Genomic DNA, 21472 nt, shown 5'->3' on the forward strand with positions numbered 1-21472 from the left:
AGGCTGCTCGATAATGCCGGTTTCCGATCGAGTGCCCGCCATGTCCATTCCTGCAGCACGCCCGCAACTCGCGCCGCGCGACCAACGTGTCCTGATCGCCGGCGGTAGCCGTGGCATCGGCCTGGCCATTGCCGACGCGTTCGTGCACAACGGCGCGCACGTCTCCCTGTGCGCACGCAATGCCGATGGCCTCGCATACGCCGCACATGCGTTGGCGCCGCATGGCGCGCCGGTGCATACCTTCGCCTGCGACCTGTCGGATGCTGTGCAAATCGAGGCCTATGTGGACGCTGCAGCGCAGGCATTGAATGGCCTGGACGTGGTGATCAACAACGCCTCCGGCTATGGACACGGCAATGACGATGCAAGCTGGCAGGCCGGTCTGGACGTGGATCTGATGGCGGCAGTGCGCTGCAATCGCGCCGCGCTGCCACACTTACGCAACAGCGCTGCGGCGGTGATCCTCAATATCAGCTCGATCAACGCGCAGCGCCCCACGCCGCGTGCGATCGCCTACTCCACCGCCAAGGCTGCGCTCAATTACTACACCACCACGCTGGCCGCAGAACTGGCGCGCGAGCGCATCCGCGTCAACGCGATTGCGCCAGGCTCGATCGAATTTCCGGACGGACTATGGGCACGGCGTCGCGATGAAGAACCGGAACTGTATGCACGCATCCGCGACAGCATTCCATTCGGCGGGTTCGGGCAGGTGCAACACATCGCCGATGCGGCGTTGTTTCTCGCATCGCCGCAAGCGCGCTGGATCACCGGGCAAGTGCTGGCGGTGGATGGCGGGCAGTCGTTGGGGGTTTGAGCGCATTACATGCGCCTGCGGAGCATGTCTCTCAGCCGCACGCGGATCTGTAGGAGCGTGCCTGCGCGCGACGGAGCTTTGTCGGTAACGCCTCATCGCGCTCAGGCGCGCTCCTACGAAACAGCTGACAGCCAGTCCTATATCTGCGGCACCCTCGCGAGGGCGGGCGGGTGCTGGTAGATAGTGGGCAGTCGTTGGGGACGTGAGCAGAGTATTTGTGCTTGCGACGATGCCGATCCGCTACACGCGTATCTGTAGGAGCGCGCTGGCGCGCGACGAAGCTTTATCGCTAACGCCTCATCGCGCGCCAGCGCGCTCCTACGAAACAGCGGAAAATCAGCTCTCTATCCGACGGCCTCTCGACGAGGCGACCAGATAGCGTTAGCCAACCAGCTCCGCCGCCTCAACACTGTGCTCCCCACGCGCAGGTGCCAGCGCTGCGCTTACCATTGCCGCAGCGATACGTTCGGCCGGGTTGATGCGGAAGCGGCGTGGCAGCAACGGGCCGAGCGCGCCCAGCACGAGACTGCCGAGATGTTCGCCGGTACGCCGCTCTTCGCGCTCGCCGCCGATCAGCCCCGGGCGTACGAAGGTCAGCGAAGGAAAGCCAACCGCGCGCAGGTCGCGTTCCAGCTCACCCTTGACGCGGTTGTAGAAAATCCGCGAGTGCGCATTGGCACCGGCGGCCGAATTCAGTACGAACACCGAGGTGCCCTGCGCGCAGGCGGCACGTGCCAGTGCCATCGGGTAACCGTGATCGATGCGATAGAACGCTTCGCGCGAGCCGGCCTGTTTCATGGTGCTGCCCAAGGCGCAGATGGCCGCTTCCATGCGCGGAGCGGTCCAGCTGTCCAGGCGATCGAAGTCGATCACCTGGTTGCGCAGTTTGGGATGGATCTGCGTCAACGGCCGGCGCGTGATCGCAACCACGCCGGTGCAGCGCGTGTCAGTGAGTAACTGCTGCAAGACGTGTTTGCCGACCAAGCCGGTCGCCCCTGCCAACAACACGTCCATCAGTGCGCTCCTGCCATCAGCGTGCGCCCTCGGAGACGATGCGCGCACTGCTGGCGATGCGATCGCGTTCCACCGCCAACAAGGTCAACGAGTGCGCTGGCGCCTTCCATTCGCTGCCACCGGCCACCACGCGGCCGCCGTGGCGTGCAGTGTCGACCAGCACGCGCCAATGTTCGTCGTGCATCGCCGGCAGCGTGAACGTCACGCTGGTGGAAGCGGCATTGATCAACATCAGCAAGCTCACGTTGGCGGCGATCTCGCGCAGGCCGGTGGTCGGCGAACGGCCATCCAGGCGCAGCATCAGCGCGCGCGCTTCAGGGTCGTGCCAACCGGCTTCGTCCATCTCGTTGCCGTTGGGTGCCAGCCAGGTGAGATCGCGCAGGCCCAGCGCTTCATCGAACTTGCCATCGAAGAAGCGTGCGCGATGCAGCAGCGGATAACGCTGGCGGATGCGGATCAGCCGGCGCACGAATGCGGCCTGATCGGCGGCGGCGGCCTTGCTGGCGGCAGTCCAGTCGATCCAGGTCAGTTCGTTGTCCTGGCAATACGCGTTGTTGTTGCCGTTCTGGCTGTGGCCGAATTCATCGCCGGCCAGCAGCATGGGCGTGCCTTGCGAGAGCAGCAAGGTGGCGAGCAGATTGCGCATCTGCTGACGCCGCAGCTGCTTGATCGCCGGGTCGTTGGTGTCGCCTTCGACGCCGTAATTGGCCGAGATATTGTGGTCGCTCCCGTCCCTGCCCTCTTCGCCGTTGGCAAAGTTGTGCTTGCCCTCGTAGCTGACCAGATCGCGCAGGGTGAAGCCATCGTGCGCGGTGACGAAATTGACCGAGGCGGTAGGGCGGCGACCGCTGTGGTTGAACAGATCGGCCGAGCCGGTGAGGCGTGTGGCCAACTCGGCCAGTTGCCCACCGTCGCCGCGCCAGAACGCGCGCACGTTGTCGCGGAACTTGTCGTTCCATTCCACCCAGCCCGGCGGGAAATTGCCGACCTGGTAACCACCCGGGCCGATATCCCACGGCTCGGCGATCAACTTGGTCTGGCTCAGCACCGGATCCTGGCGCACCGCATCGAGAAAGCTGCCCGAGGGGTCGAAGCCATAACGCTCGCGGCCGAGGATGCTGGCCAGGTCGAAGCGGAAGCCGTCGACGTGCATTTCCTGCACCCAGTACCGCAGCGAGTCCATCACCATGCGCAATGCGCCGACGTTGGTCAGATCGAACGTATTCCCGGTACCGGTGTCGTTGATGTAGAAGCGGCGATCGTCGGCCAGACGGTAGTAGCTGGCGTTGTCGATGCCCTTGAACGACAGCGTTGGCCCGAGTTCGTTGCCTTCGGCGGTGTGGTTGTAGACCACGTCCAGCAGCACTTCCAGCCCGGCGTGATGCAGGCGCGCCACCATCTGCTTGAACTCGGCCACGGTCCGCGTGGACATGTAACGCGCCTGCGGCGCGAAAAAGCCCAGCGTGTTGTAGCCCCAGTAATTGCGCAGGCCTTTTTCCAGCAGGTACTGATCGTCGACGAAGGCATGCACGGGGAGCAGTTCCACCGCGGTGACGCCGAGTGAGCTGATGTGGTCGATCAACTCGTCGGTCTTCAAGGCCGAGAACGTGCCGCGATCTTCCGGCGGCACCGCCGGGTGCAGCATGCTCAGCCCGCGCACATGCGCTTCGTAGATCACCGTGCGATTCCACGGCGTCTGCGGCGGGCGATCCTGGCCCCAGGTGAAGGCCGGGTCGATCACGGCGGATTTGGGCATGAACGCGGCGCTATCGCGACGATCGAAACTCAAATCCTTGTCGCGATGGCCGATGGTGTAGCCGAACAGATGCGGCGCCCATTTGAGCTCGCCGACGATCTGCTTGGCATACGGGTCCAGCAGCAATTTGTTGTGGTTGAAGCGGTGACCGGCATCGGGCGCGTAAGGCCCGTGCACACGGTAGCCGTACAACTGGCCGGGACGTGCGTCGGGCAGATAGCCGTGCCAGACCTCATCGGTGTATTCGGGCAGCGCCAGGCGCTCCTGCTCGCGGCCACGCTCGTCGAACAGACACAGTTCCACGCGGGTGGCGTTGCGCGAGTACAACGCGAAGTTGACGCCCAACCCGTCCCAGGTGGCGCCGAGCGGATTGGGACGGCCTTCGCGGATGCGCGAGCGTTGCGTGAACTTGCGAGTGGCCATCGGTAACTCCTGAAAACGGTGAACTCAAAACCAGTGAGCGAATACGGGTGCGTGCAGGTGCACGTTCAACCCTGCATGGCGCGGCCAGCAGGGTGCACCATGCAAGATGACAGAGGCACCGTTACTGACGTGCAGTGACGGGCGGGTTGGCCTGTTCGGCGGCGCGTTCTTCGGCGTCCACCAGGCGCTCGGCCATGGCCCAATGACGGGCCGCATGCCCGTCCGGGCGGCCTTCGGCCTCCCAGATCTCCTGTGCCAACTGGCGAAGTCGCTCCTGCCGTTGCGTGTCGTTCATTGCGTACGTTCTCTTAGGGGGTCGTCAACACTGCCACCGGCGCGCGTGCAAACAGCGTGGATAGCGCCAGGCGGCCTTGCTGCGGCTGCAACGTGCTGCCATCGAGCACATTACGGTATGTGCCTTGCGGCAATGCCAACGCCGCCTGACCCCAACGTGCCGGCGGCACCAGCAACGGCAGATCGCCCTCGGTCTGGTCACCGGCACCCAGTCGCGTGACCGCCACCACCAGCGACTGGCCGCGGTACTGACGACGGAACGCCAGCACCTGCGCATCGCCACTGACCGCCACGTTGAGCGGCTGATAGTCGCCCTGCGCGAACAACGCCGGATGTTCGGCACGCAGCTGCAACAGCAGCGCGGTGAGACGCGCCTTGACCGCGCCATCGCGCCAGCTGCGCAGCAGCGTGTTCCAGTCGCGCGCCTGCGCCAGCCATTGCTGGCGCTGCACATAATCGACCGGACGGCGGTTGTCCGGATCCACCAGCGACAGATCCCAGCCTTCGGTGCCCTGGTACAGGTCGGGCACGCCCGGCACGGTCAGACGCAACGCGGTTTGCACCAGAGAATTACGCGCGCCGGCCGCAGCGATGTGGTTGCTGGCACGCAACAGCGCACGCCGCAATGGCAGCCCGGCACGGCTGCACAGCACCTGCTCCACGGTGGCTTGCACAGCCTGTTCGTAAGCGGGCGAGCCGTCGGTCCAGCTGGTGTGCAGCTTGGCTTCGCGCACTGCCTTGAGCAGCCATTGCGCGATGCGCTCGGCGTAGGCGGCCAGCGGTTCGGGCTGATCGGCGCCCAGGCCGATCGGCCAGGCGGCGACCAGGGTCTGCCACAGCATCTGCTGGTCGCCACCGGCCAATGCAGGCGATTCCAGTGTCTCGGTCAAGGCATCGAACTGGGTGCTCTGTTCGATCCACCAGCGCGGCTGCTCTGAGAGCACCGCCAGCCGCATGCGCAGGTCTTCGCCGCGCTTGTGGTCGTGCGTGGCGGTGGCCAGCAGCGCACGCGGGAAATGTTTGGCGCGCTCTTGATTCTGCGCATGGAACTCGACCGCTTCGTTGGCGAAGTGGGTCGGATGGCTGCCGACCTCGTTGCGCGACAGCAGCACGCCGTGCCGATAGAACGCGGTGTCTTCCACCGACTTGGCATTGAGCGGTGCGGACAACTGCTCCACGCGACGACGCAGGATGCGCCGCAAGGCGATCTGCGCGCGATCGGCGCCGGCATCGTCGAGCAACCAGCGCTCGATCGCATCGACGGCCGCAACGATCGACTCCGGCATGCCCTCGCGCGCACGCGCGGCGGTGGCGCGTAAGCGCTCGGCTTCGCTGCCGGTCACGCCCTTGGCACCGGCGTAGGTGCGGTACACCGGGAACCAGCGCAGCAGCACGCACAGGCCGCGCGCCAGCATCTGCGGGCTGAACTCGCGCGTTGGCGGATCCAGCCGTGCCAATGCCGACAACGCACCGACGGCGCGATTGAATTCGGTCTGCAGCGGGCCACGCAGGATCTCGTCGCGTGCGGCGCGTTCTTCCTGGGCGAAATCGCCACTGCGCCCGCTCACCTTTTGCCAGGCACGCGCCAGCGGCTTGAAGCCGGCCGCGTCATGCAGCACGCCGCCCACCTGGTCCATGAAGTCGTAACCGGTGGTGCCATCGCAGGGCCAGTCGGCCGGCAAGGCTTCGCCGGGGGCGAGGATCTTTTCCAGATACAGCGCCAACGTGCCGGGCTTGAGCCCGCGCTGGCGACCGGCCGCATCCAGCCGGCTGCGCAGCTTGCGCACATAACCGGTGGGGTCGGTGAGCCCGTCCACGTGATCGATGCGCAAGCCGTCCAGATGGCCCTCGGCCACCAGCCGCAGCGGCAGCGCATGTACCGCGTCGAACACCGCCGGCAGTTCCACCCGCAATGCGACCAACGAGGTGATATCGAAGAAGCGGCGGTAGTTGAGCATGTCGTTGCCCACGCGCCACCAGTTCAAACGATACGGCTGGCGTTCGATCAGCTTGTGCAGGCGGCCATCGCCGCGTTTGGCGCCGTCGTTGTAGTCGCGCAGCCATTGCGCACGTGCGGCCTTTTCCGGCACCTCCAGCGTCTGCGGACGGATCGGGTAACGCTGATCGTAATGCGCCAGCGCCGCACTGCCGTCGTCCTCGACCACCAGCGTGATCAGCCCTTCGGCCAGTGCGGTGGCATACGGACGATCCAGCACCGCCAGCCACAACTTGCCGTCGCGCCCCGGGGCGCGCCAATCGATGTCAAACCAGTCGGCATGTTTGGCGCTGCGGCCGTTACGCAAGACATCCCACCACCATGCGTTATGCGCGTGCGTGGCCATGTGGTTGGGCACGATATCGGCAATCAAGCCCATGCCGTGTTCGCGCGCGGCCTGCGACAAGGCGATCAACGCGGCCTCGCCACCGAGTTCGGGATTGACCTCGGTCGGGTCGATATTGTCGTAACCGTGCGTGGAGCCGGGTACCGCAGTGCCGATCGGCGACAGGTACAGATGGCTGATGCCGAGCCCAGCGTAATACGGCACCTGCGCAAGTGCATCGTGCAGGGTGAAGCCGGCATGCAGTTGCAGGCGGGCGGTGGCGCGAAGATCGATCATGGATGCAATTCCGAAACGGCCGCGACGCGACGCGCCTCGGCAAAGCCCTGCAGCGCCGTACTCAGGCGCGCATGCGGCAAGGGATCGGGCAGGCGTCGGCGCCAATTGGGATGGACCTCGACGGTGCCCGGCAGATTGGGTTGTTCTTCCAGCGCCAGCGCGTCTTCCACCGGCAACAGGGCCAGTGGCGAGACGCTGGTGGCGGTGAAGCGCAGCGCGCCCAGCAGCGGGTCGTCCGCAGCGCTCAGGCCGGCGTGTTCGACCGCCGCATCCAGACGTGCAAGATCCTTGCTGCGCGCGGTGGCATCGTCGCTCGCCTGCGCGGGCTTGATCAGTTCCAGCTTGCGTCGCCAATCGATATCGCGGCCTTCGCGCCAGCCGGTCAAGGTGGGCAGATCGTGCGTGGTGGTGGTAGCCACCGCATCCGGCCGCCACAACGCCGGCGACACAAAGGCACCCTTGTCGTCGCGGGTGAACATCAACACATCGATGCCCATCACGCCACGCCGCGACAGTTCTTCGCGGATGCCGGGCGGCACCACACCGAGGTCTTCGCCGATCACGATGGCGCGATGCCGCCACGATTCCAGCGCGAGCAGATTGAGCAGATCGTGCAGCGGATAGGCCAGATACGCGCCTTCGTTGGAGCTGGCGCCTTCGGGCACCACCCACAGCCGCAACAGCCCCAGAATATGGTCGATACGGATACCGCCACGGTCGCGTAATACCGCGCGCAGCAGCGCGATATACGGCGCGTAGCCGCTGCGTCGCAATGCAGTGGGCGAATACGCGCCGATGCCCCAATGCTGGCCATCGGCATTGAAGGCATCCGGCGGTGCACCCAACACCAGGCCACGCAACACGGTATCTGCGGCGGCCGCAGCTTCGGCGCCATTCGGGTCGAAGCCCACGGCCAGATCGGCGATCAGACCGATCTTCATGCCACGCTCGTGCGCCTCGCGCTGTGCATCCGACCAACTGCGCGCCGCCAGCCATTGCGTGAATACATGCAGCTGCGGATCGCCATCGCCGAAATCCTGCGCGGCAAACCTTGCGAAGCCTTCCAGCGCAGCGCCGCCCTCGTTGCGGAAGGCGAGCAGATCGGGATGGTCGGTTGCGACGCGTGTGTACAGATGGCGCAGCAATTGCCACTTGGCTTGCGCAGACGCCGGCCAGTCGATCAATGCACTGCGATGCAGCGTATCGAAACGCTCGCGCAGCCCAGGCACTTCGTTGATTGCATCCAGTGCCAGTTCGCCCAGCACGCGCACCGGCGCGGCATGCAACGGATCCAGAAAGCGACGGTCGCTGGGCGAATACGGGCTGTAGCCGCTGGTGACCGGGCGCGAGGCGTGTACCGGGCTCAATGCCAATGCATCGGCACCAGCCAGCGCGGCATGCCGCACCCACTCCACCGTGCCGGACGCGTCACCAATACCACCGTCGTCGATGCTGCGCGCCGAATACACCTGCAGCGCCATGCCCCAGGCACGCGGTGCCGGCAATCCGCACGCATCGGCCACGCTGAAGCAGCGTTGCGGCGCCACTGCGACCTGCTGGGTCAGCTCGCCGATCTGCAGCGTCCAGTAACCGAAACGCTGCGGTGCGCGCACCTGCCCTTGCGCATCCGCACGCGCTTGCTCGCTGGCGCCGCTGTCGTCCACCCAACGGCCGCTGGCATTGGGGGCAACCGACACGGGCAATAGCGCGGCCACCTGTACGGTCAACAGCGGTGCCGGCTCGATTGCCTGCGCCTTGCAGCGACGCAGGCTGTCTTCGCGTTGCGTGGCGGTGGCGGCAGGCAATTCCAGCGCAGTGAGCACCGCATGCAGCGACTGTTCGGACACCTGCCGCGGCTGGTCGCTGGCATCCACCCAATCCACCATCACCCCGGCCGCTGCGGCCAGCGTGTGCAGATCCGCTCTGCTCAGATCGCGCGTACTCATGCGCGCTCCTCATGCCAGGCGATGAAGCCATCGACCGGCAACTGCTGCCCATCGGCAGCGACGTTTTCAGCATGCGCCACACGTCCGTGCAGTGGCGGCATCGGCACTGCAGCGCTGCCGACGTTGAAGGCGATATGCCACACCCCACCCGGCAATTCCCAGCTGGCAGTCACCGCGCCTTCGGCCAGCACACTGGCGCCCACGGCGCGCGCTTGCGCAAGACCTGGCACCAACCATTGGCGGCGCACGCCCAGCAAGGCGCTGAACCAAGCTGTCCATTGCGCGCCCTCGCCTTGCGCAGCGTCTTCGATCGGCGACCGCGAAGCGGCGAAGGTGGCGTGGCTGTTCGGGTCGGGAATGGTGGCGCGCTGCGCTTCGTCGGCGAATGCGGCGAAGTGGGCAAACTCGCGGCGACGGCCTTCGCGCACCGCATCGTCCAGCGGCGGGCCGAAATCGGTGAAGAACAGGAACGGCTGCGTGGCGCCCCACGGTTCGCCCATGAAAAACAGCGGAATCATCGGCGTCAGCGCGGTCAACGCCAGTGCGGCGCGCAGGCGTTGTTGCGACACCAGCACGCTCAGCCGCTCGCCACGCGCACGGTTACCGATCTGGTCGTGGTTCTGCGCAAAAATCACAAACTTGTGCGGCGGCAGATCACCACTGGGCTCGCCGCGCACATGTCCACGCGGATCCGGCTGGCCTTGATACGCGAAGCCTTCGCCCAGCACGCGCGCCAGATGCTGGGTCGGTTGATCGGCAAAGGCGGCGTAATAGCCTTCCTCCTCGCCAGTCAGCAGCACGTGCAACGCGTTGTGGAAATCGTCGTCCCACTGCGCGGTGTAGCCGCGCTGCAGCTGCGAGGCCTGGTTGAATTCGTTCTCCAGCACCAGATGCACGTGGCGACCGGCAGGCAGACTGGCCTGCACGGTCTCGCGCAAGGTATCCAGAAAGGCGTTCGGGGTGATCGCGTGCACCGCATCCAGACGCAGACCGTCGAAGCCGTACTCGTGCAACCACATCAGCGCGTTGTCGAGAAAGTAACGCTGCACCTGCGGCTTGCGAAAATCGATCGCTGCGCCCCACGGGGTGGGCTTGTCTTCGTTGAAGAACGGGGCGGCGTAGCTGTGCAGATAATTGCCGTCCGGGCCGAAGTGGTTGTAGACCACATCCAGCAACACCATCAGGCCATGCCCGTGCGCGGCATCGATCAATGCCTTCAGTTCGTCCGGCGTGCCATAGGCTTCCACCGGTGCGTACGGCAGCACGCCGTCGTAGCCCCAGTTGTGCGCACCCGGAAACGCGCTCAACGGCATCAGCTCGATCGCGGTGATGCCCATTGCCGCCAGCTGCGGCAATTGCGCCTGCACACCGGCATAGCCGCCACAGGTGCCGACGTGCAGTTCGTAGATCACCGCCTCGTCCCACGGCCGTCCCTGCCACTGGGTGTTCTGCCAGGCGTAGCCATCGCTGCGCTGCACGGCGCTGGGACCGTGTACGCCCTCGGGCTGCCAGCGCGAGGCCGGGTCCGGCACCGGCTCGCCGCCATCGATGCTGTAGCGATAGCGCGCATCCGCGGCGCAGCGGATCAACGCGTTGAAAAACCCGTCCTGCCCCGCTTGCAGCGCAGCCCGCGTGCCGTCGTCGAAGACCACATCCACGCCCTTGGCATCCGGTGCCCAGAGCGCAAAGCGCACCTGTCCCTCACCCGCTGGCCATGCGCCCCATGCCGGCAGGGTGTCGTTGCGCTCGTTCATTGTTATTTCTCCGCTTGCAGATAGATCGTGGCCAGCGGCGGTAAGGTCAGGCGCAGGCGTTGTGCGTGCCCGTGCATGCCCATCGGCTCGGTCGCAAGACGACCGCTGTTGCCGAGATTGCTGCCGCCGTAATGGGCACTGTCGGTGTTGAGGATTTCGCGCCAGCTGCCGGCACGCGGCACGCCGACGCGATAGTCGTGAAGCGGTTGCGGGGTGAGGTTGCTCACCGCCAGCAGCGGTGCACCACCCTCGGGATCGTGGCGGATGAAGGCCAGCACGCTGTTGCGCGCATCGTCGGCCACGCTCCAGTCGAAGCCGTCGGCGCGATGGGTGCCGCGATACAAGGCCGGCACGCGGCGCAAGGCCGCGTTGAGATCGCCCACCAATTGCTGCACGCCGCGATGCGGGGCGCCATCGAGCAGATGCCAGTCCAGCGATTGGTCGTGATTCCAGTCGCGCCATTGGCCGAATTCGGCGCCCATGAACAGCAGTTTGTCGCCCGGATGCGCCCACATCAGCGCCAGATAGGCGCGCAGATTGGCGAAGCGCCGCCAATCGTCGCCCGGCATCTGACCGAGCAGACCACCGGTGCCATGCACCACTTCGTCATGCGAGAGCGGCAGCACGAAGCGTTCGGAGAACGCGTAGACCAGTCCGAAGGTCAGCTGGCTGTGGTGCTGCGCGCGCTCGGCCGGATCGCGCTGCATATAGCTCAGCGTGTCGTGCATCCAGCCCATGTTCCATTTGTGCGTAAAGCCCAGGCCGCCTTCGCTGATCGGCGCGGTCACGCCCGGCCAGGCGGTGGATTCTTCGGCGATGGTCAGCACGCCGGGAAAGCGCGTGGCGATCTCGCTGTTGAGCTGGCGCAGGAAAGCGACGGCTTCCAGATTCTCGCGGCCGCCATGCGCGTTGGGCACCCATTCGCCTTCGGCGCGGCCGTAGTCTCGGTACAGCATCGAGGCCACCGCATCCACGCGTAGACCGTCGAGGTGGTAATGGTCGATCCACTCCAGCGCGCTGCCCAGCAGGTAGGCGGTCACTTCCGGCCGGCCGTAGTTGTAGATCAGCGTATTCCAGTCGCGATGCATGCCTTCGCGCGGGTCGGCATGTTCGTACAGGGCGGCGCCATCAAACTGCGCCAGGCCGTGCGCATCATCGGGGAAGTGCGCGCTGACCCAATCCAGGATCACGCCAATGCCGGCGCGATGGCAGGCGTCGACGAATTGGGCAAACCCGTCCGGACTGCCATGCCGCGCGGTCGGCGCGTACAGGCCCAGCGGTTGATAGCCCCACGAGCCACCGAACGGATGCTCGGTGATCGGCAGCAGTTCGATATGGGTGAAGCCGAGCTGCTGCACATACGGAATCAGTTGTGCGGCAAGTGCCGGCCAATCCAGCGGCTGGTCATGCCCATCGCGGCGCCAGGAGGCGGCGTGCACTTCGTAGATCGATAGTGGCGCCGGCGCCGCACTCGCATCGCGCGAAGCGATCCAGGCAGCATCGGTCCACGCAAACGCCGCGGCGCCCGGTACCACCGAGGCCGTGGCAGGCGGCAATTCGCTTTGACGCGCCACCGGGTCGGCCTTAAGCAGCACGCGGCCGTCGGCGGCAGTGATGGCGTACTTGTAGCGGGTACCGGCTTCCACGCGCGGCAGGAACAGCTCCCAGAAGCCACCGATGCGCTGGCGCATCGGATGCCGCCGCAGGTCCCAGCCGTTGAAGTCGCCGACCACTGCCACGCGTTGCGCGTGCGGCGCCCACACGGCAAAACGCACGCCCGGCACATCGTTGCAGTGCAGATGCTGCGCGCCCAGGGCGCTGCGTAGCGCCTGGCCATCGCCTGCGGCAATCTGCAGCAGCACGGACTCATCCAGCGTGGCGGCAAACGCGTACGGGTCTTCGATCTCCTGCACCACATCCGGCCAAACGATGCGCAGCCGGTAAGGGCCCTCCACCGCCAACATGCCTTCGAACACACCCTCGATCGCGCCGGGCTGCATGCGTGCCAACAACTTGCCGCGCGGATCGATCAGCCCCATCGCCTCGGCGCCGGGCGCCAGCACGCGCACCAGGCGGCGGCCGTCGGCCTGCGTGTGCGGGCCCAGTACCGCGAAGGCATCGGCGGGCAATCCATCGGCCAGCGCATGCACGCACCGCATGACTTCGGACGCCTCTTCCATGCTCACCGCCGCTGCTTCCGTCTCCTGCCCCTGCACGCCCAACCGTTCGCTCATGACACCGTCGCAAGCGCGGGCGCAGTGGCGGCGGTGCGTTCGTAGAGGGAGAGGTACTTCTTGCCGGCCACATCCCAACCGCTGGGGCGCAGCATCGCCGCACGGCGCATCGCCGACAGCAGGCTGGGCAGGCGGAAGGTGCGGAAGGCGCGCTCCAGGCAGCGGCGCAAGGCCTCCACACTGGCCTGCTGGAACAGGAAGCCGGTGACGCCGTCATCCACCGTGTCGATCAGGCCACCGGTGGCGTGCGCGATCGGCAGGCAGCCGAAGCGCTGCGCGTACATCTGGCTCAGCCCGCAGGGCTCGAAGCGCGAGGGCATCAGCAGGAAGTCGGCACCGGCGAACATGCGCCGCGCCAGGCCTTCTTCAAAACCGATAAAGGCACCGACCTGGCCGGGATAACGCCGGGTCAGCTCGGCAACCTGTTGTTCGATCTCCGGCTCGCCGCCGCCGATCACTGCGATCTGGCCGCCGGCCGCCACGATCTGCGGGGCGACCTCGCAGATCAGGTCCAGGCCTTTCTGATGCACCAGCCGCGAGACCACCGCAAACAACGGGCCGGTGCTTTCGCGCAGCCCGAACGCCTTGCGCACCTGCGCGGCGTTGGCCTGACGGCCCTGCCAATGATTCACGCTGAAATGCGCGTCCAGATGTGCGTCGGTACGCGGATCCCAGCTGGCGTCGATGCCGTTGACGATACCGGTGAGTGCGCCCTTGGCTGCGCGGCCGGCCAGCAGGCGATCCAGCCCGCAGCCCTGTGCCGGGCCGGTGATCTGCTGGGCATAGCTGACGCTGACCGTGTTGACGTGGTCGGCATGCACGATGCCGCCGCGCAGGAACGACATCTGCCCGTAGAACTCCAGCTCGGCCACCCGCTCGGCGGGGATACCCAGCGCGGCGGCCATCGAATACGGCACCAGACCCTGATAGGCCAGGTTATGGATGGTCAGCAGGCACGGCGTGGTGCCGCCGGACCAACGCACATAGGCTGCCGCCAACGCGCACGGCCAGTCGTTCAAGTGCAGCAGACGCGGCTTCCAACCCAGTCCCGCATGGCCGGCGGCAATCTGCGCGGCAGCATGCGACAAGGTAGCGAAGCGGATCGCGTTGTCTTCGAACTCCGAACCACTGGTGCTCACATACGGTGAGCCGTCGCGTTCGAACAGTTCCTTGGACAACAGGATGTAGATCGGCAGGCCATCGGACTGCACGATGCGGCCGATGTCGCAGGCAGGCAGCGCAGCATGCGCCAACACCCGGCCGACGATCTCCACCTTGCCGGCGCGCGCCAGCACCGCACGGTAGCCGGGGATCAACACCCGCACGTCGTAGCGATGGCGCAGCGCGCGTGGCAGCGCCGCGGCCACATCGCCCAGACCGCCAGCCTTGATGAAGTCCGCCATCTCCGACACCACGAACAGCGCACCACGCGTGTCGGCCAACGAGACCGGCAGGCGCTCGTGGTGCCGGATGAAACGCCCGCGTGCATCGCGCGGTCGCCCGCTCTTCTTCAGAGTAGGGATCATCGTGCTTCGCTCTAAGCGTGCGGTAGTAGCGTGCAGCGGCATCATGGCAACCATCTAAACGTCCGTCGTAAAGTGGGTGGAGACGGAAAAACAGCGAAGCGGAAACCATCGTCTGCCACTACGGCCAGGCGACCTGCTGCGAATGAGGAGCGGGGATGACGCGCGTACTCCACGTTGTCCTTGGAGATGAATCTACACCCCGACCAAATAAAAAATGCGTGAATACGTGCTGACTTTTCTGCGACAACCAACATTCCGTTGCGCATGGTTGCGCATGCAGGCAGGCATAAGCCGCACATTGCAGGGCGATGACGTGCCCCTGTCGGTGCACCAGCATTGCAATGCACCGCAGGCAGGATCTTTCGGCGGCGCCCGCCGTCACTTGTATGACTTGTTCATGCGCACGCGCGCGGCACTGGTCGCGCCCCTGCCTGGCCGATGCGCGCATGCTGGTCATATGCCCTCTTGTCTGGCCCGCTTAAGCCACCCGCCTGCGCGCCGATAACGAGCGATAGCACTACGACTTTGAGACCCTGGCGCATGGCAGACCAGCCTGAACTCCCAAGCCGCCCGCGTGGCGGGCTGCGCCGCCTGTTGCCCTGGGGCGGGGCGGACAGCGCGCGCCCGGCGGCAGCCTTGCCGGCAGTGCTGAACAGCGAGCGCGGTGGGCAAGGCCTGGCGGCGCATCAATTGGTGCCGGCCAAGACCAAATCCGGCGCGCACGATCCTGCCGCCGCCACTGCCTTGCTGATACGCCTGTTCTCGCATGCGTCGCATCCGGAGGCCTTGCTGCTGTCGTTTGCCGAAGGCATCGCCAGCCTGCACGGCGAACTCGGCGACATGGGCGTGCGCCTGAGCGCGGCCTACGCGGCCGGCGACTGGCCTGGCTACGGCCGCGGCCTGCGCCAGTTGATCGACAAGTACATCCGCACCGTCGACACCGGCGATTCGCTGGCCGAAGGCCGCACCGAGGCCGAGCAGTTGCGCGATCTGTTGCGGCATGCATTGGGCAACGCGCTGGCCACGCTGCTGCAACGCAGCCCGGAGCTGGCCGAAGAGGCGCAGACGCTGGCCTCGGCGCTGCGCCACTGGCGCCCGGGGCATGAACTGATCACGCTGGAACAGCGGCTGCGCGAGCTGAGCCACCAGATCGGCCTGCGCGCCGAAGATGCCAGCGAGCAACAGAACCTGTTGCTTGGCCTGTTCGACCTGTTGCTGGAGAACGTGGGCGAACTGCTCGACGACCGCAGCTGGCTGCAGGGCCAGATCTCGGTGGTGCGGCAACTGATTTCCGGCCCGCTGGACGTCGGCTCGATCGAACAGGCGCGCGGCACCCTGCGCGAGGTCATCTACAAGCAAGGCCTGCTCAAGCAAGGCATCGCCGACTCCAAGACCGCCATGCGCGAGATGATGGTGTCCTTCGTCGACCGGCTGGATGGCATGGCCACCAGCACCGGCGAATACCATGATCGCGTTGCCGGTTATTCGCAGGCGATCGGCGACGCACGCGGCATTCCGGACCTCAATCGCCTGTTGCAGGACCTGCTACAGGACACCGCCGGGGTGCAGGCGCAGGCACTCGCCGCACGCGACGAACTGCTCTCGGCCCGCCGCCAGGTCGAAGATTCCGAGCAGCGCATCGCCTCGCTCGAACAGGAACTCAAGGACGTGGCCGGCCTGGTGCGCGAAGACCAGCTCACCGGCGCGCTCAACCGGCGCGGTTTCGAAGAACTGTTCCAGCGCGAAGCCGCACGCACCCAGCGCAGCGGGCAGCCGCTATGCGTAGCGATGCTGGACCTGGACGACTTCCGCCGCCTCAACGAGACCCACGGCCATGCCGGCGGCGACGCCGCGCTGCGCCACACCGTGGACGTGGCCAAGGCCGTGCTGCGCACCACCGACGCCATCGCCCGCTTCGGCGGCGAAGAATTCGTGCTGCTGTTGCCGGACTCCACCATCTTCGAAGCCAGCGCAGCGGTGATCCGCCTGCAGCGCGCGCTGGCACAACGCTCGTTGCTGCACGACGACGTGCGCGTGTTCATCAGCTTCAGCGGCGGCGTGGCACTGCGCCATCTCGACGAATCCCAGGACGATGTGATCCGCCGCGCCGACCGCGCCATGTACGACGCCAAGTCGGCCGGCAAGAACCGGGTGATCAGTGCGGATTAGCGGCACGTGCCGACAGGTGCGTCCCCGCACTGGACCCGACGCCTGCCTGGGACAAGCAGAGTCAGTGCCCTCCATAGCTTCATCGGCTGGGCAGGCGTCTTGCCAGTTGCTTCAAGGGCTCTGCCAACGCAGCCTGAGATAGTCCACCACCTGTTGCGTCTGGGCCGCAGCGAGAAATCCGTGGCGAAACAACATGCAGCCGCCAACCTCAGGCAGCGATGCATTCACGTCAAGCTGGCGGGCGATCTCGGGCACACCGCCGTCCAGTGTCCAATCCGGCTCCAGCGCGTTGGCAGTGCCGACCTTGTACAACGCCATGCCGATATAGAGTTGCACGCGCCGACCGCGCACGGTGTCCGCCCACCAGCGTGCGATGGTGTCGTAGCGCACTGCCTGGCGTGCCAGCGGCCAGTAAATCTGCGGCACGATGTAGTCCACGAGTTCTTCGCGAACCCAACGGCGGGTATCGGCATAAGCGGTATCGAATGTGGGCGCACCGGCCTGTGTGTCCGAGCCCAGCGGATCATCCTGGCGATTGCGCCACACTCCGGCCGGGCTGACCCCAAATGCCACCCCTGGCCTGATCGCCCGAATGGTCCTGGCCACCTCTCGCATCAATCGATAGGTGTTGTCGCGGCGCCAATCCCCTTTGTCGGCAAATCCGGCCCCATGGGCGGCATAGGTCTGTGCATCGTCGAGGGAAGACTGCGCCGATTCGGTGTAGAAGTAGTCATCGAATTGCACCCCATCCACGTGGTAGAACGCCACCAGTTCGGCGACCACGCCACAGATCCAGCGACGCACGGCCGGCATGCCTGGATCGAGCACCAGCCGATTGGCTGCCACGCCCACCCAGTCGGGGTGGCGCAGATACACGCTCTGCGGCGAATCGTTCGACGCAGTGGCAAACGCATCGAGCGTGGCCTGGTCCAGGCCGGTCGAAACACGATAGGGATTGAGCCAGGCATGCACCTGGATGCCCCGCGCATGCGCATGCCGCAGCAAGAATGCCAGCGGGTCGAAACCCGGGTCCTTGCCTAGAACGCCGGTCATGACCGGCGACCATGGCAGGATACGCGAGCGGTACAGCGCATCGGCACAGGGCTTGACCTGAAAGACCAGGGTATTCAGATGCAGCGCCTGGGCCTGATCGACGATTGCCAGCAATTCCCGCTGCTGTACCGCGATGCGTTCGGCAGGGTCGACGATCCGTGCGGACGCAGCACTTGGCCAGTCGAGATTGAACACGCTGGTGATCCAGGTTGCGCGCATCTGAGCGTTCGATAGCGTGGCTGCGCTGGCTGGAACGCCCACGATGGCCGCGGCCATTGCTGCCGAGCCCAAACCGAGAAAGCGCCGCCGACCAATGCCGGGGGAGCCGCCGACCGGTACCGCATCCCGATCCGCTGCAGACATTGCCTGGCGCGCTTGATCCGGCTGCTGCACGGCAGGCCGCGCCGCACGCGTGTTGTCTTGTTCTTCAGCCGTTTTCTTCACGCATCCCTCCTGCATCGCGCTGCTGCAGTCGTGGCCCGGTCTCTACGTCAGGCTGCCGTCATGCAGCACAGTCCGATACCACCCACGAAGCACACCCTAGCAATGGCGACCGCCGGAAGACGCGCGCAACATCGGAATCACGAACTTCGCTTCGTCAGGTACGCAGCCGCCGTGACGCAATGCCCGAAACGGCGGCGCCATCGTGCAGATGGACACTCGCAAACGGCCGACAGTCACTGGCGGATCGTTGGCAGCCATTGCCATTGCCATTGCGCTCGACCAACGCCAGCCAACGATGCCACACCGGCGCCGAGTTGCCTCCCAACCCGGCGGCCGTGACGCGGCGTCAATGCGCCGGTTTTTTCCCGCGCAGCTTCTGGAACAGCATTACCGCGCCCAGCACGATCGCACCGGCGATCACGCCAACCAGCATGTTGCCCAGTGCATCGACCAACCACCCCATGCCGCCAGCCGACTTGGTCAGGTCCTGCACGAAATGGTGCAGCGCCGGGATGTTGTGCACCAGGATGCCGCCGCCGACCAGGAACATCGCCAGCGTGCCGGCCACCGACAGGAACTTCATCAGCCACGGTGCGGCCACCAGAATGCCGCGACCCAACGCCGCCAACGCCGCGCCCTTGTTGGTCAGGTACAACCCCAGGTCGTCCAGCTTCACGATCGCCGCGACCAGGCCGTACACACCGATCGTCATCGCCAGCGCGATCGCCACCAGCACCGCGACCTGCTGGCCGAACGACACCCCGGCCACCACGCCCAGCGACAGCACGATGATCTCCGCCGACAGGATGAAGTCGGTGCGGATCGCACCCTTGACCTTGTCCTTCTCCAGCGCCACCACGTCCACGCTCTCGTCGGCCAGCGCGCGGGTGCGTTCGGCATGCCGCTGCGCTTCTTCTTCCTCGTTATGCAGGAACTTGTGCGCCAGCTTCTCCACACCCTCGAAGCACAGGTAGGCGCCGCCGATCATCATCAGCGGCATCACCAGCGGCACGTTGTAGCCGCGCCCGCGCAGCCAGGCTTCCAGCGCGCTGATCGCCAGCGCCGCCGGCACCAGGATCACCTTGTTGACCAGCGAGCCCTTGGCCACCGCCCACACCACCGGCAATTCGCGGTCGGCGGTCACGCCGGTCACCTGCTGCGCGTTGAGCGCCAGATCGTCGCCGAGCACGCCGGCGGTCTTCTTGGCCGCGACCTTGGTCAGGATGGAAACGTCGTCCAGCAGGGTGGCGATGTCGTCGAGCAGGGTGAACAGGCTGGCACCGGCCATGCGGGGGTCCTTCGTGGGTGGCGCTGGATTCTCGCCGATCCAGCGCCCGCATGGGGTGATTGCGTGCGTCGGATTCACCACGTCACCACCCAGCGCTGGCCACACTCAGCGATTGCACGAGTGCCGGAGATGGCCTTGAGTCCGAACGATCCTTCCCGCACGCCGGCCCAGGCCGCGATCCCGGCCGATAACGCCGTGGTGGGCGGCATGAGCCGGCGTACCCAGATCCTGCGCCTGTTGCTGCGCTATCGCGGCTCGGGCGTGTTTGCCGGCATGAACCTGGATCCGGCGGCGATCAACGAGTACGAAGTGCCTGCCGAAGGCACCCCGGACCAATTCGTCTCCGATCTGGAGGCACTCGGCCCCACCTTCGTCAAACTGGGCCAGATGCTGTCGACGCGCCCGGACATCGTGCCGCCGGAATTTGCCACCGCGCTGGAGCGCATGCAGGAAAACACCAATTCGGTGCCGGTGGAGCGCATCCGCCAGATCATCGAAGAAGAACTCGGCGTCTCGGTCAACAAGGCCTTCTCGTTTTTCGATCCGGTGCCGCTGGGCTGCGCCTCGCTGGCGCAGGTGCACCGCGCCGCCTTGCGCGACGGCACCCCGGTGGCGATCAAGGTGCAAAAGCCCGAAGTGGCCGCACAGGTGCGCTCGGACCTGGACGTGCTCAAGAGCTTTGCCACCGCCGCCGACCGGCTGACCGGTATCGGCCGGCGCGTGCGCTTTGCCGACTGGCTGGGCGAATTCGGCAAGACCCTGCGCGCCGAACTCAATTACGAGGACGAAGCCGAAACGCTGGTGCGCTTCGGCAAGCACCTCAAGCCGTTTCCGATGCTGTGGATCCCGCAACCGATCTGGGACCTGAGCAGCCGCAAGGTGCTCACCATGCAGCTGGCCGAAGGCGTGCGCGTGGACAAGATCTCCGGCCTGCGGCGCACCGAACAGCCGATGGACAACCTGGCCGCAGAGCTGGTCAAGGGCTATCTGGACCAGATGTTCGTGCATGGCGAAATCCATGCCGACCCGCATCCGGGCAACCTGCGCGTGCTGCAGGACGGGCGCCTGGCGATCTTCGACCTGGGCATGGTCGCCCACGTGCCGCCGCGCCTGCGCGAGCGCTTGCTCAAGCTGCTGTTCGCCGCCGTCGATGGCCGCGGCGAAGAAGTCGCCGAAGAGACCATCGCGCTCAGCACGCGGCTGGAGGATTACGACGAAGACCGCTACCAGCGCGAGACCGGGCAAATGATCGCCCGCTACGCCGCCCACGACACCACCTCCGAAGGCCGCGTGGTGCTGGATCTGGTGCGCATCGCCACCGCCAACGGCCTGCGTACGCCGCCGGAGTTGAGCCTGCTCGGCAAGACGCTATTGAATCTGGAAGGCGTGTGCCGCGCGTTGTCGCCCACCCTGGATACGCGCCGCATCGTCGAGCGCCATCTGCAGCACGTGATGCGTGCGCGCCTGAAAAAATCCCTGTCCGCCGCCAACCTGGCCAGCGAGGCGATGGAGCTGCAGCACCTGGTGCGCGAAGGGCCGCGGCGCATGTCCGAGATTCTCTCGCTGGCCGCAGAAAACCGCCTGCAGATGCGCGTCACCGGGCTGGAAGAATCGCATCTGATGGAAAGCCTGCAGAAGATCGCCAACCGGGTGGCGGCCGGCATCGTGACGGCGGCGCTGATCATGGCCTCGGCACAGATGATGCGCATCGAAACCGGGCTGAAACTGTGGGGCTATCCGGCGATTGCGATGGTGCTGTTTCTGCTCGGGGTCTTCCTGGGTCTGGGTATCGTGCTCAGTGCATTGTTCTTCGACCGCCGCGTGCGTGCACGCGAGGAACGCGGGCACCGATAGCGCCCCCCCCGCGTAGGAACGCACCCGGGCGCGACATGGCTCCACCCGGCGTCGCTTGCCAAGACCGCCGCGTCCAGCGGTCGGGCGATGTGGCGCTATCGAGACGTCGCCCATGTGCGAGAAGCACGCCAGGTGCGGAATGCAGAGACCGCGAATCTCCAGCGAGCGCCACCGCGATCAGGTGATCGTCAGCGCGCACGCTGCGCCGCGTTGCGGCAGGCGCTCGACTCCACCAAACATTTCAGTCAGCTTCAGCGCGGCATAGTCCGTCATCCGGGTGTC

Annotated in this window: 13 protein-coding genes; 3 read left to right on the top strand and 10 right to left on the bottom strand. The window is 66.1% G+C overall.

The features are described 5' to 3' along the window. Positions 1 to 40 precede the first annotated feature (40 nt). Positions 41 to 817 carry an SDR family NAD(P)-dependent oxidoreductase gene (locus tag AC1KVG_RS08225; protein ID WP_481094072.1) on the top strand — a complete coding sequence of 259 codons (777 nt, stop codon included), beginning with the start codon at positions 41 to 43 and terminating at the stop codon, positions 815 to 817. Between the two features lie 381 nt (positions 818 to 1198). Here the strand turns inward: AC1KVG_RS08225 and AC1KVG_RS08230 are convergent, their stop codons facing one another. The 8 genes from AC1KVG_RS08230 to glgA form a co-directional block, all read right to left on the bottom strand. Then, complete coding sequence (locus tag AC1KVG_RS08230) at positions 1199 to 1831, bottom strand: NAD(P)H-binding protein (RefSeq protein ID WP_481094073.1); 633 nt, start codon at positions 1829 to 1831, stop codon at positions 1199 to 1201. A 16-nt stretch (positions 1832 to 1847) separates the two neighbouring features. Beyond that, positions 1848 to 4010, bottom strand: coding sequence for a glycogen debranching protein GlgX (gene glgX / locus AC1KVG_RS08235; protein WP_023902330.1), 2163 nt, complete (start codon positions 4008 to 4010; stop codon positions 1848 to 1850). 121 nt (positions 4011 to 4131) lie between these two features. Further along, entirely contained in the window at positions 4132 to 4305 is a 174-nt protein-coding gene (locus tag AC1KVG_RS08240; RefSeq protein WP_115037360.1) for a DUF2934 domain-containing protein, read from the bottom strand. 13 nt (positions 4306 to 4318) lie between these two features. After that, positions 4319 to 6922, bottom strand: a complete 2604-nt coding sequence (treY, locus tag AC1KVG_RS08245) for a malto-oligosyltrehalose synthase (RefSeq protein ID WP_481094074.1) — start codon at positions 6920 to 6922, stop codon at positions 4319 to 4321. Next, positions 6919 to 8868: a 4-alpha-glucanotransferase gene (locus AC1KVG_RS08250; RefSeq protein ID WP_481094075.1), complete on the bottom strand. Its 1950-nt coding sequence runs from the start codon at positions 8866 to 8868 to the stop codon at positions 6919 to 6921. The genes treY and AC1KVG_RS08250 overlap by 4 nt, the downstream gene beginning before the upstream one ends. After that, positions 8865 to 10622 carry a malto-oligosyltrehalose trehalohydrolase gene (treZ, locus tag AC1KVG_RS08255; RefSeq protein WP_481094076.1) on the bottom strand — a complete coding sequence of 586 codons (1758 nt, stop codon included), beginning with the start codon at positions 10620 to 10622 and terminating at the stop codon, positions 8865 to 8867. Before treZ ends, AC1KVG_RS08250 begins: the two co-directional genes overlap by 4 nt. A 2-nt stretch (positions 10623 to 10624) precedes the next feature. Further along, the gene (locus AC1KVG_RS08260) at positions 10625 to 12856 is read right to left on the bottom strand and encodes a 1,4-alpha-glucan branching enzyme (protein ID WP_481094077.1); all 2232 of its coding nucleotides are present in this window, start codon (positions 12854 to 12856) and stop codon (positions 10625 to 10627) included. After that, entirely contained in the window at positions 12853 to 14436 is a 1584-nt protein-coding gene (gene glgA / locus AC1KVG_RS08265) for a glycogen synthase GlgA (protein WP_006449759.1), read from the bottom strand. Before glgA ends, AC1KVG_RS08260 begins: the two co-directional genes overlap by 4 nt. A gap of 486 nt (positions 14437 to 14922) precedes the next feature. Here glgA and AC1KVG_RS08270 point away from each other — a divergent pair, with 486 nt between their 5' ends. Beyond that, positions 14923 to 16551 carry a GGDEF domain-containing protein gene (locus AC1KVG_RS08270; protein ID WP_481094078.1) on the top strand — a complete coding sequence of 543 codons (1629 nt, stop codon included), beginning with the start codon at positions 14923 to 14925 and terminating at the stop codon, positions 16549 to 16551. A 111-nt stretch (positions 16552 to 16662) separates the two neighbouring features. Here AC1KVG_RS08270 and AC1KVG_RS08275 read toward each other — a convergent pair whose 3' ends face one another. Together AC1KVG_RS08275 and AC1KVG_RS08280 are read right to left on the bottom strand one after the other, a co-directional pair. Further along, positions 16663 to 17967 carry a glycoside hydrolase family 10-like protein gene (locus AC1KVG_RS08275; RefSeq protein WP_481094115.1) on the bottom strand — a complete coding sequence of 435 codons (1305 nt, stop codon included), beginning with the start codon at positions 17965 to 17967 and terminating at the stop codon, positions 16663 to 16665. Positions 17968 to 18394: 427 nt separating this feature from the next. Continuing rightward, entirely contained in the window at positions 18395 to 19336 is a 942-nt protein-coding gene (locus tag AC1KVG_RS08280; RefSeq protein WP_481094079.1) for a DUF808 domain-containing protein, read from the bottom strand. 129 nt (positions 19337 to 19465) lie between these two features. Here AC1KVG_RS08280 and AC1KVG_RS08285 point away from each other — a divergent pair, with 129 nt between their 5' ends. Further along, the gene (locus tag AC1KVG_RS08285) at positions 19466 to 21190 is read left to right on the top strand and encodes an ABC1 kinase family protein (RefSeq protein ID WP_481094080.1); all 1725 of its coding nucleotides are present in this window, start codon (positions 19466 to 19468) and stop codon (positions 21188 to 21190) included. Positions 21191 to 21472 lie beyond the last annotated feature (282 nt).

The organism is Xanthomonas sp. NCPPB 3959 (assembly GCF_056675575.1).

What these genes read in the sequence shown, in the direction of transcription:
- treY (WP_481094074.1), bottom strand. Translation starts at nt 6,922, where the DNA reads ATGATCGATCTTCGCGCCACCGCCCGCCTGCAACTGCATGCCGGCTTC.
- AC1KVG_RS08260 (WP_481094077.1), bottom strand. Translation starts at nt 12,856, where the DNA reads ATGAGCGAACGGTTGGGCGTGCAGGGGCAGGAGACGGAAGCAGCGGCG.
- AC1KVG_RS08270 (WP_481094078.1), top strand. Translation starts at nt 14,923, where the DNA reads ATGGCAGACCAGCCTGAACTCCCAAGCCGCCCGCGTGGCGGGCTGCGC.
- AC1KVG_RS08280 (WP_481094079.1), bottom strand. Translation starts at nt 19,336, where the DNA reads ATGGCCGGTGCCAGCCTGTTCACCCTGCTCGACGACATCGCCACCCTG.
- AC1KVG_RS08230 (WP_481094073.1), bottom strand. Translation starts at nt 1,831, where the DNA reads ATGGACGTGTTGTTGGCAGGGGCGACCGGCTTGGTCGGCAAACACGTC.
- AC1KVG_RS08285 (WP_481094080.1), top strand. Translation starts at nt 19,466, where the DNA reads ATGGCCTTGAGTCCGAACGATCCTTCCCGCACGCCGGCCCAGGCCGCG.
- treZ (WP_481094076.1), bottom strand. Translation starts at nt 10,622, where the DNA reads ATGAACGAGCGCAACGACACCCTGCCGGCATGGGGCGCATGGCCAGCG.
- glgA (WP_006449759.1), bottom strand. Translation starts at nt 14,436, where the DNA reads ATGGTTGCCATGATGCCGCTGCACGCTACTACCGCACGCTTAGAGCGA.
- AC1KVG_RS08275 (WP_481094115.1), bottom strand. Translation starts at nt 17,967, where the DNA reads ATGTCTGCAGCGGATCGGGATGCGGTACCGGTCGGCGGCTCCCCCGGC.
- AC1KVG_RS08250 (WP_481094075.1), bottom strand. Translation starts at nt 8,868, where the DNA reads ATGAGTACGCGCGATCTGAGCAGAGCGGATCTGCACACGCTGGCCGCA.
- glgX (WP_023902330.1), bottom strand. Translation starts at nt 4,010, where the DNA reads ATGGCCACTCGCAAGTTCACGCAACGCTCGCGCATCCGCGAAGGCCGT.
- AC1KVG_RS08225 (WP_481094072.1), top strand. Translation starts at nt 41, where the DNA reads ATGTCCATTCCTGCAGCACGCCCGCAACTCGCGCCGCGCGACCAACGT.
- AC1KVG_RS08240 (WP_115037360.1), bottom strand. Translation starts at nt 4,305, where the DNA reads ATGAACGACACGCAACGGCAGGAGCGACTTCGCCAGTTGGCACAGGAG.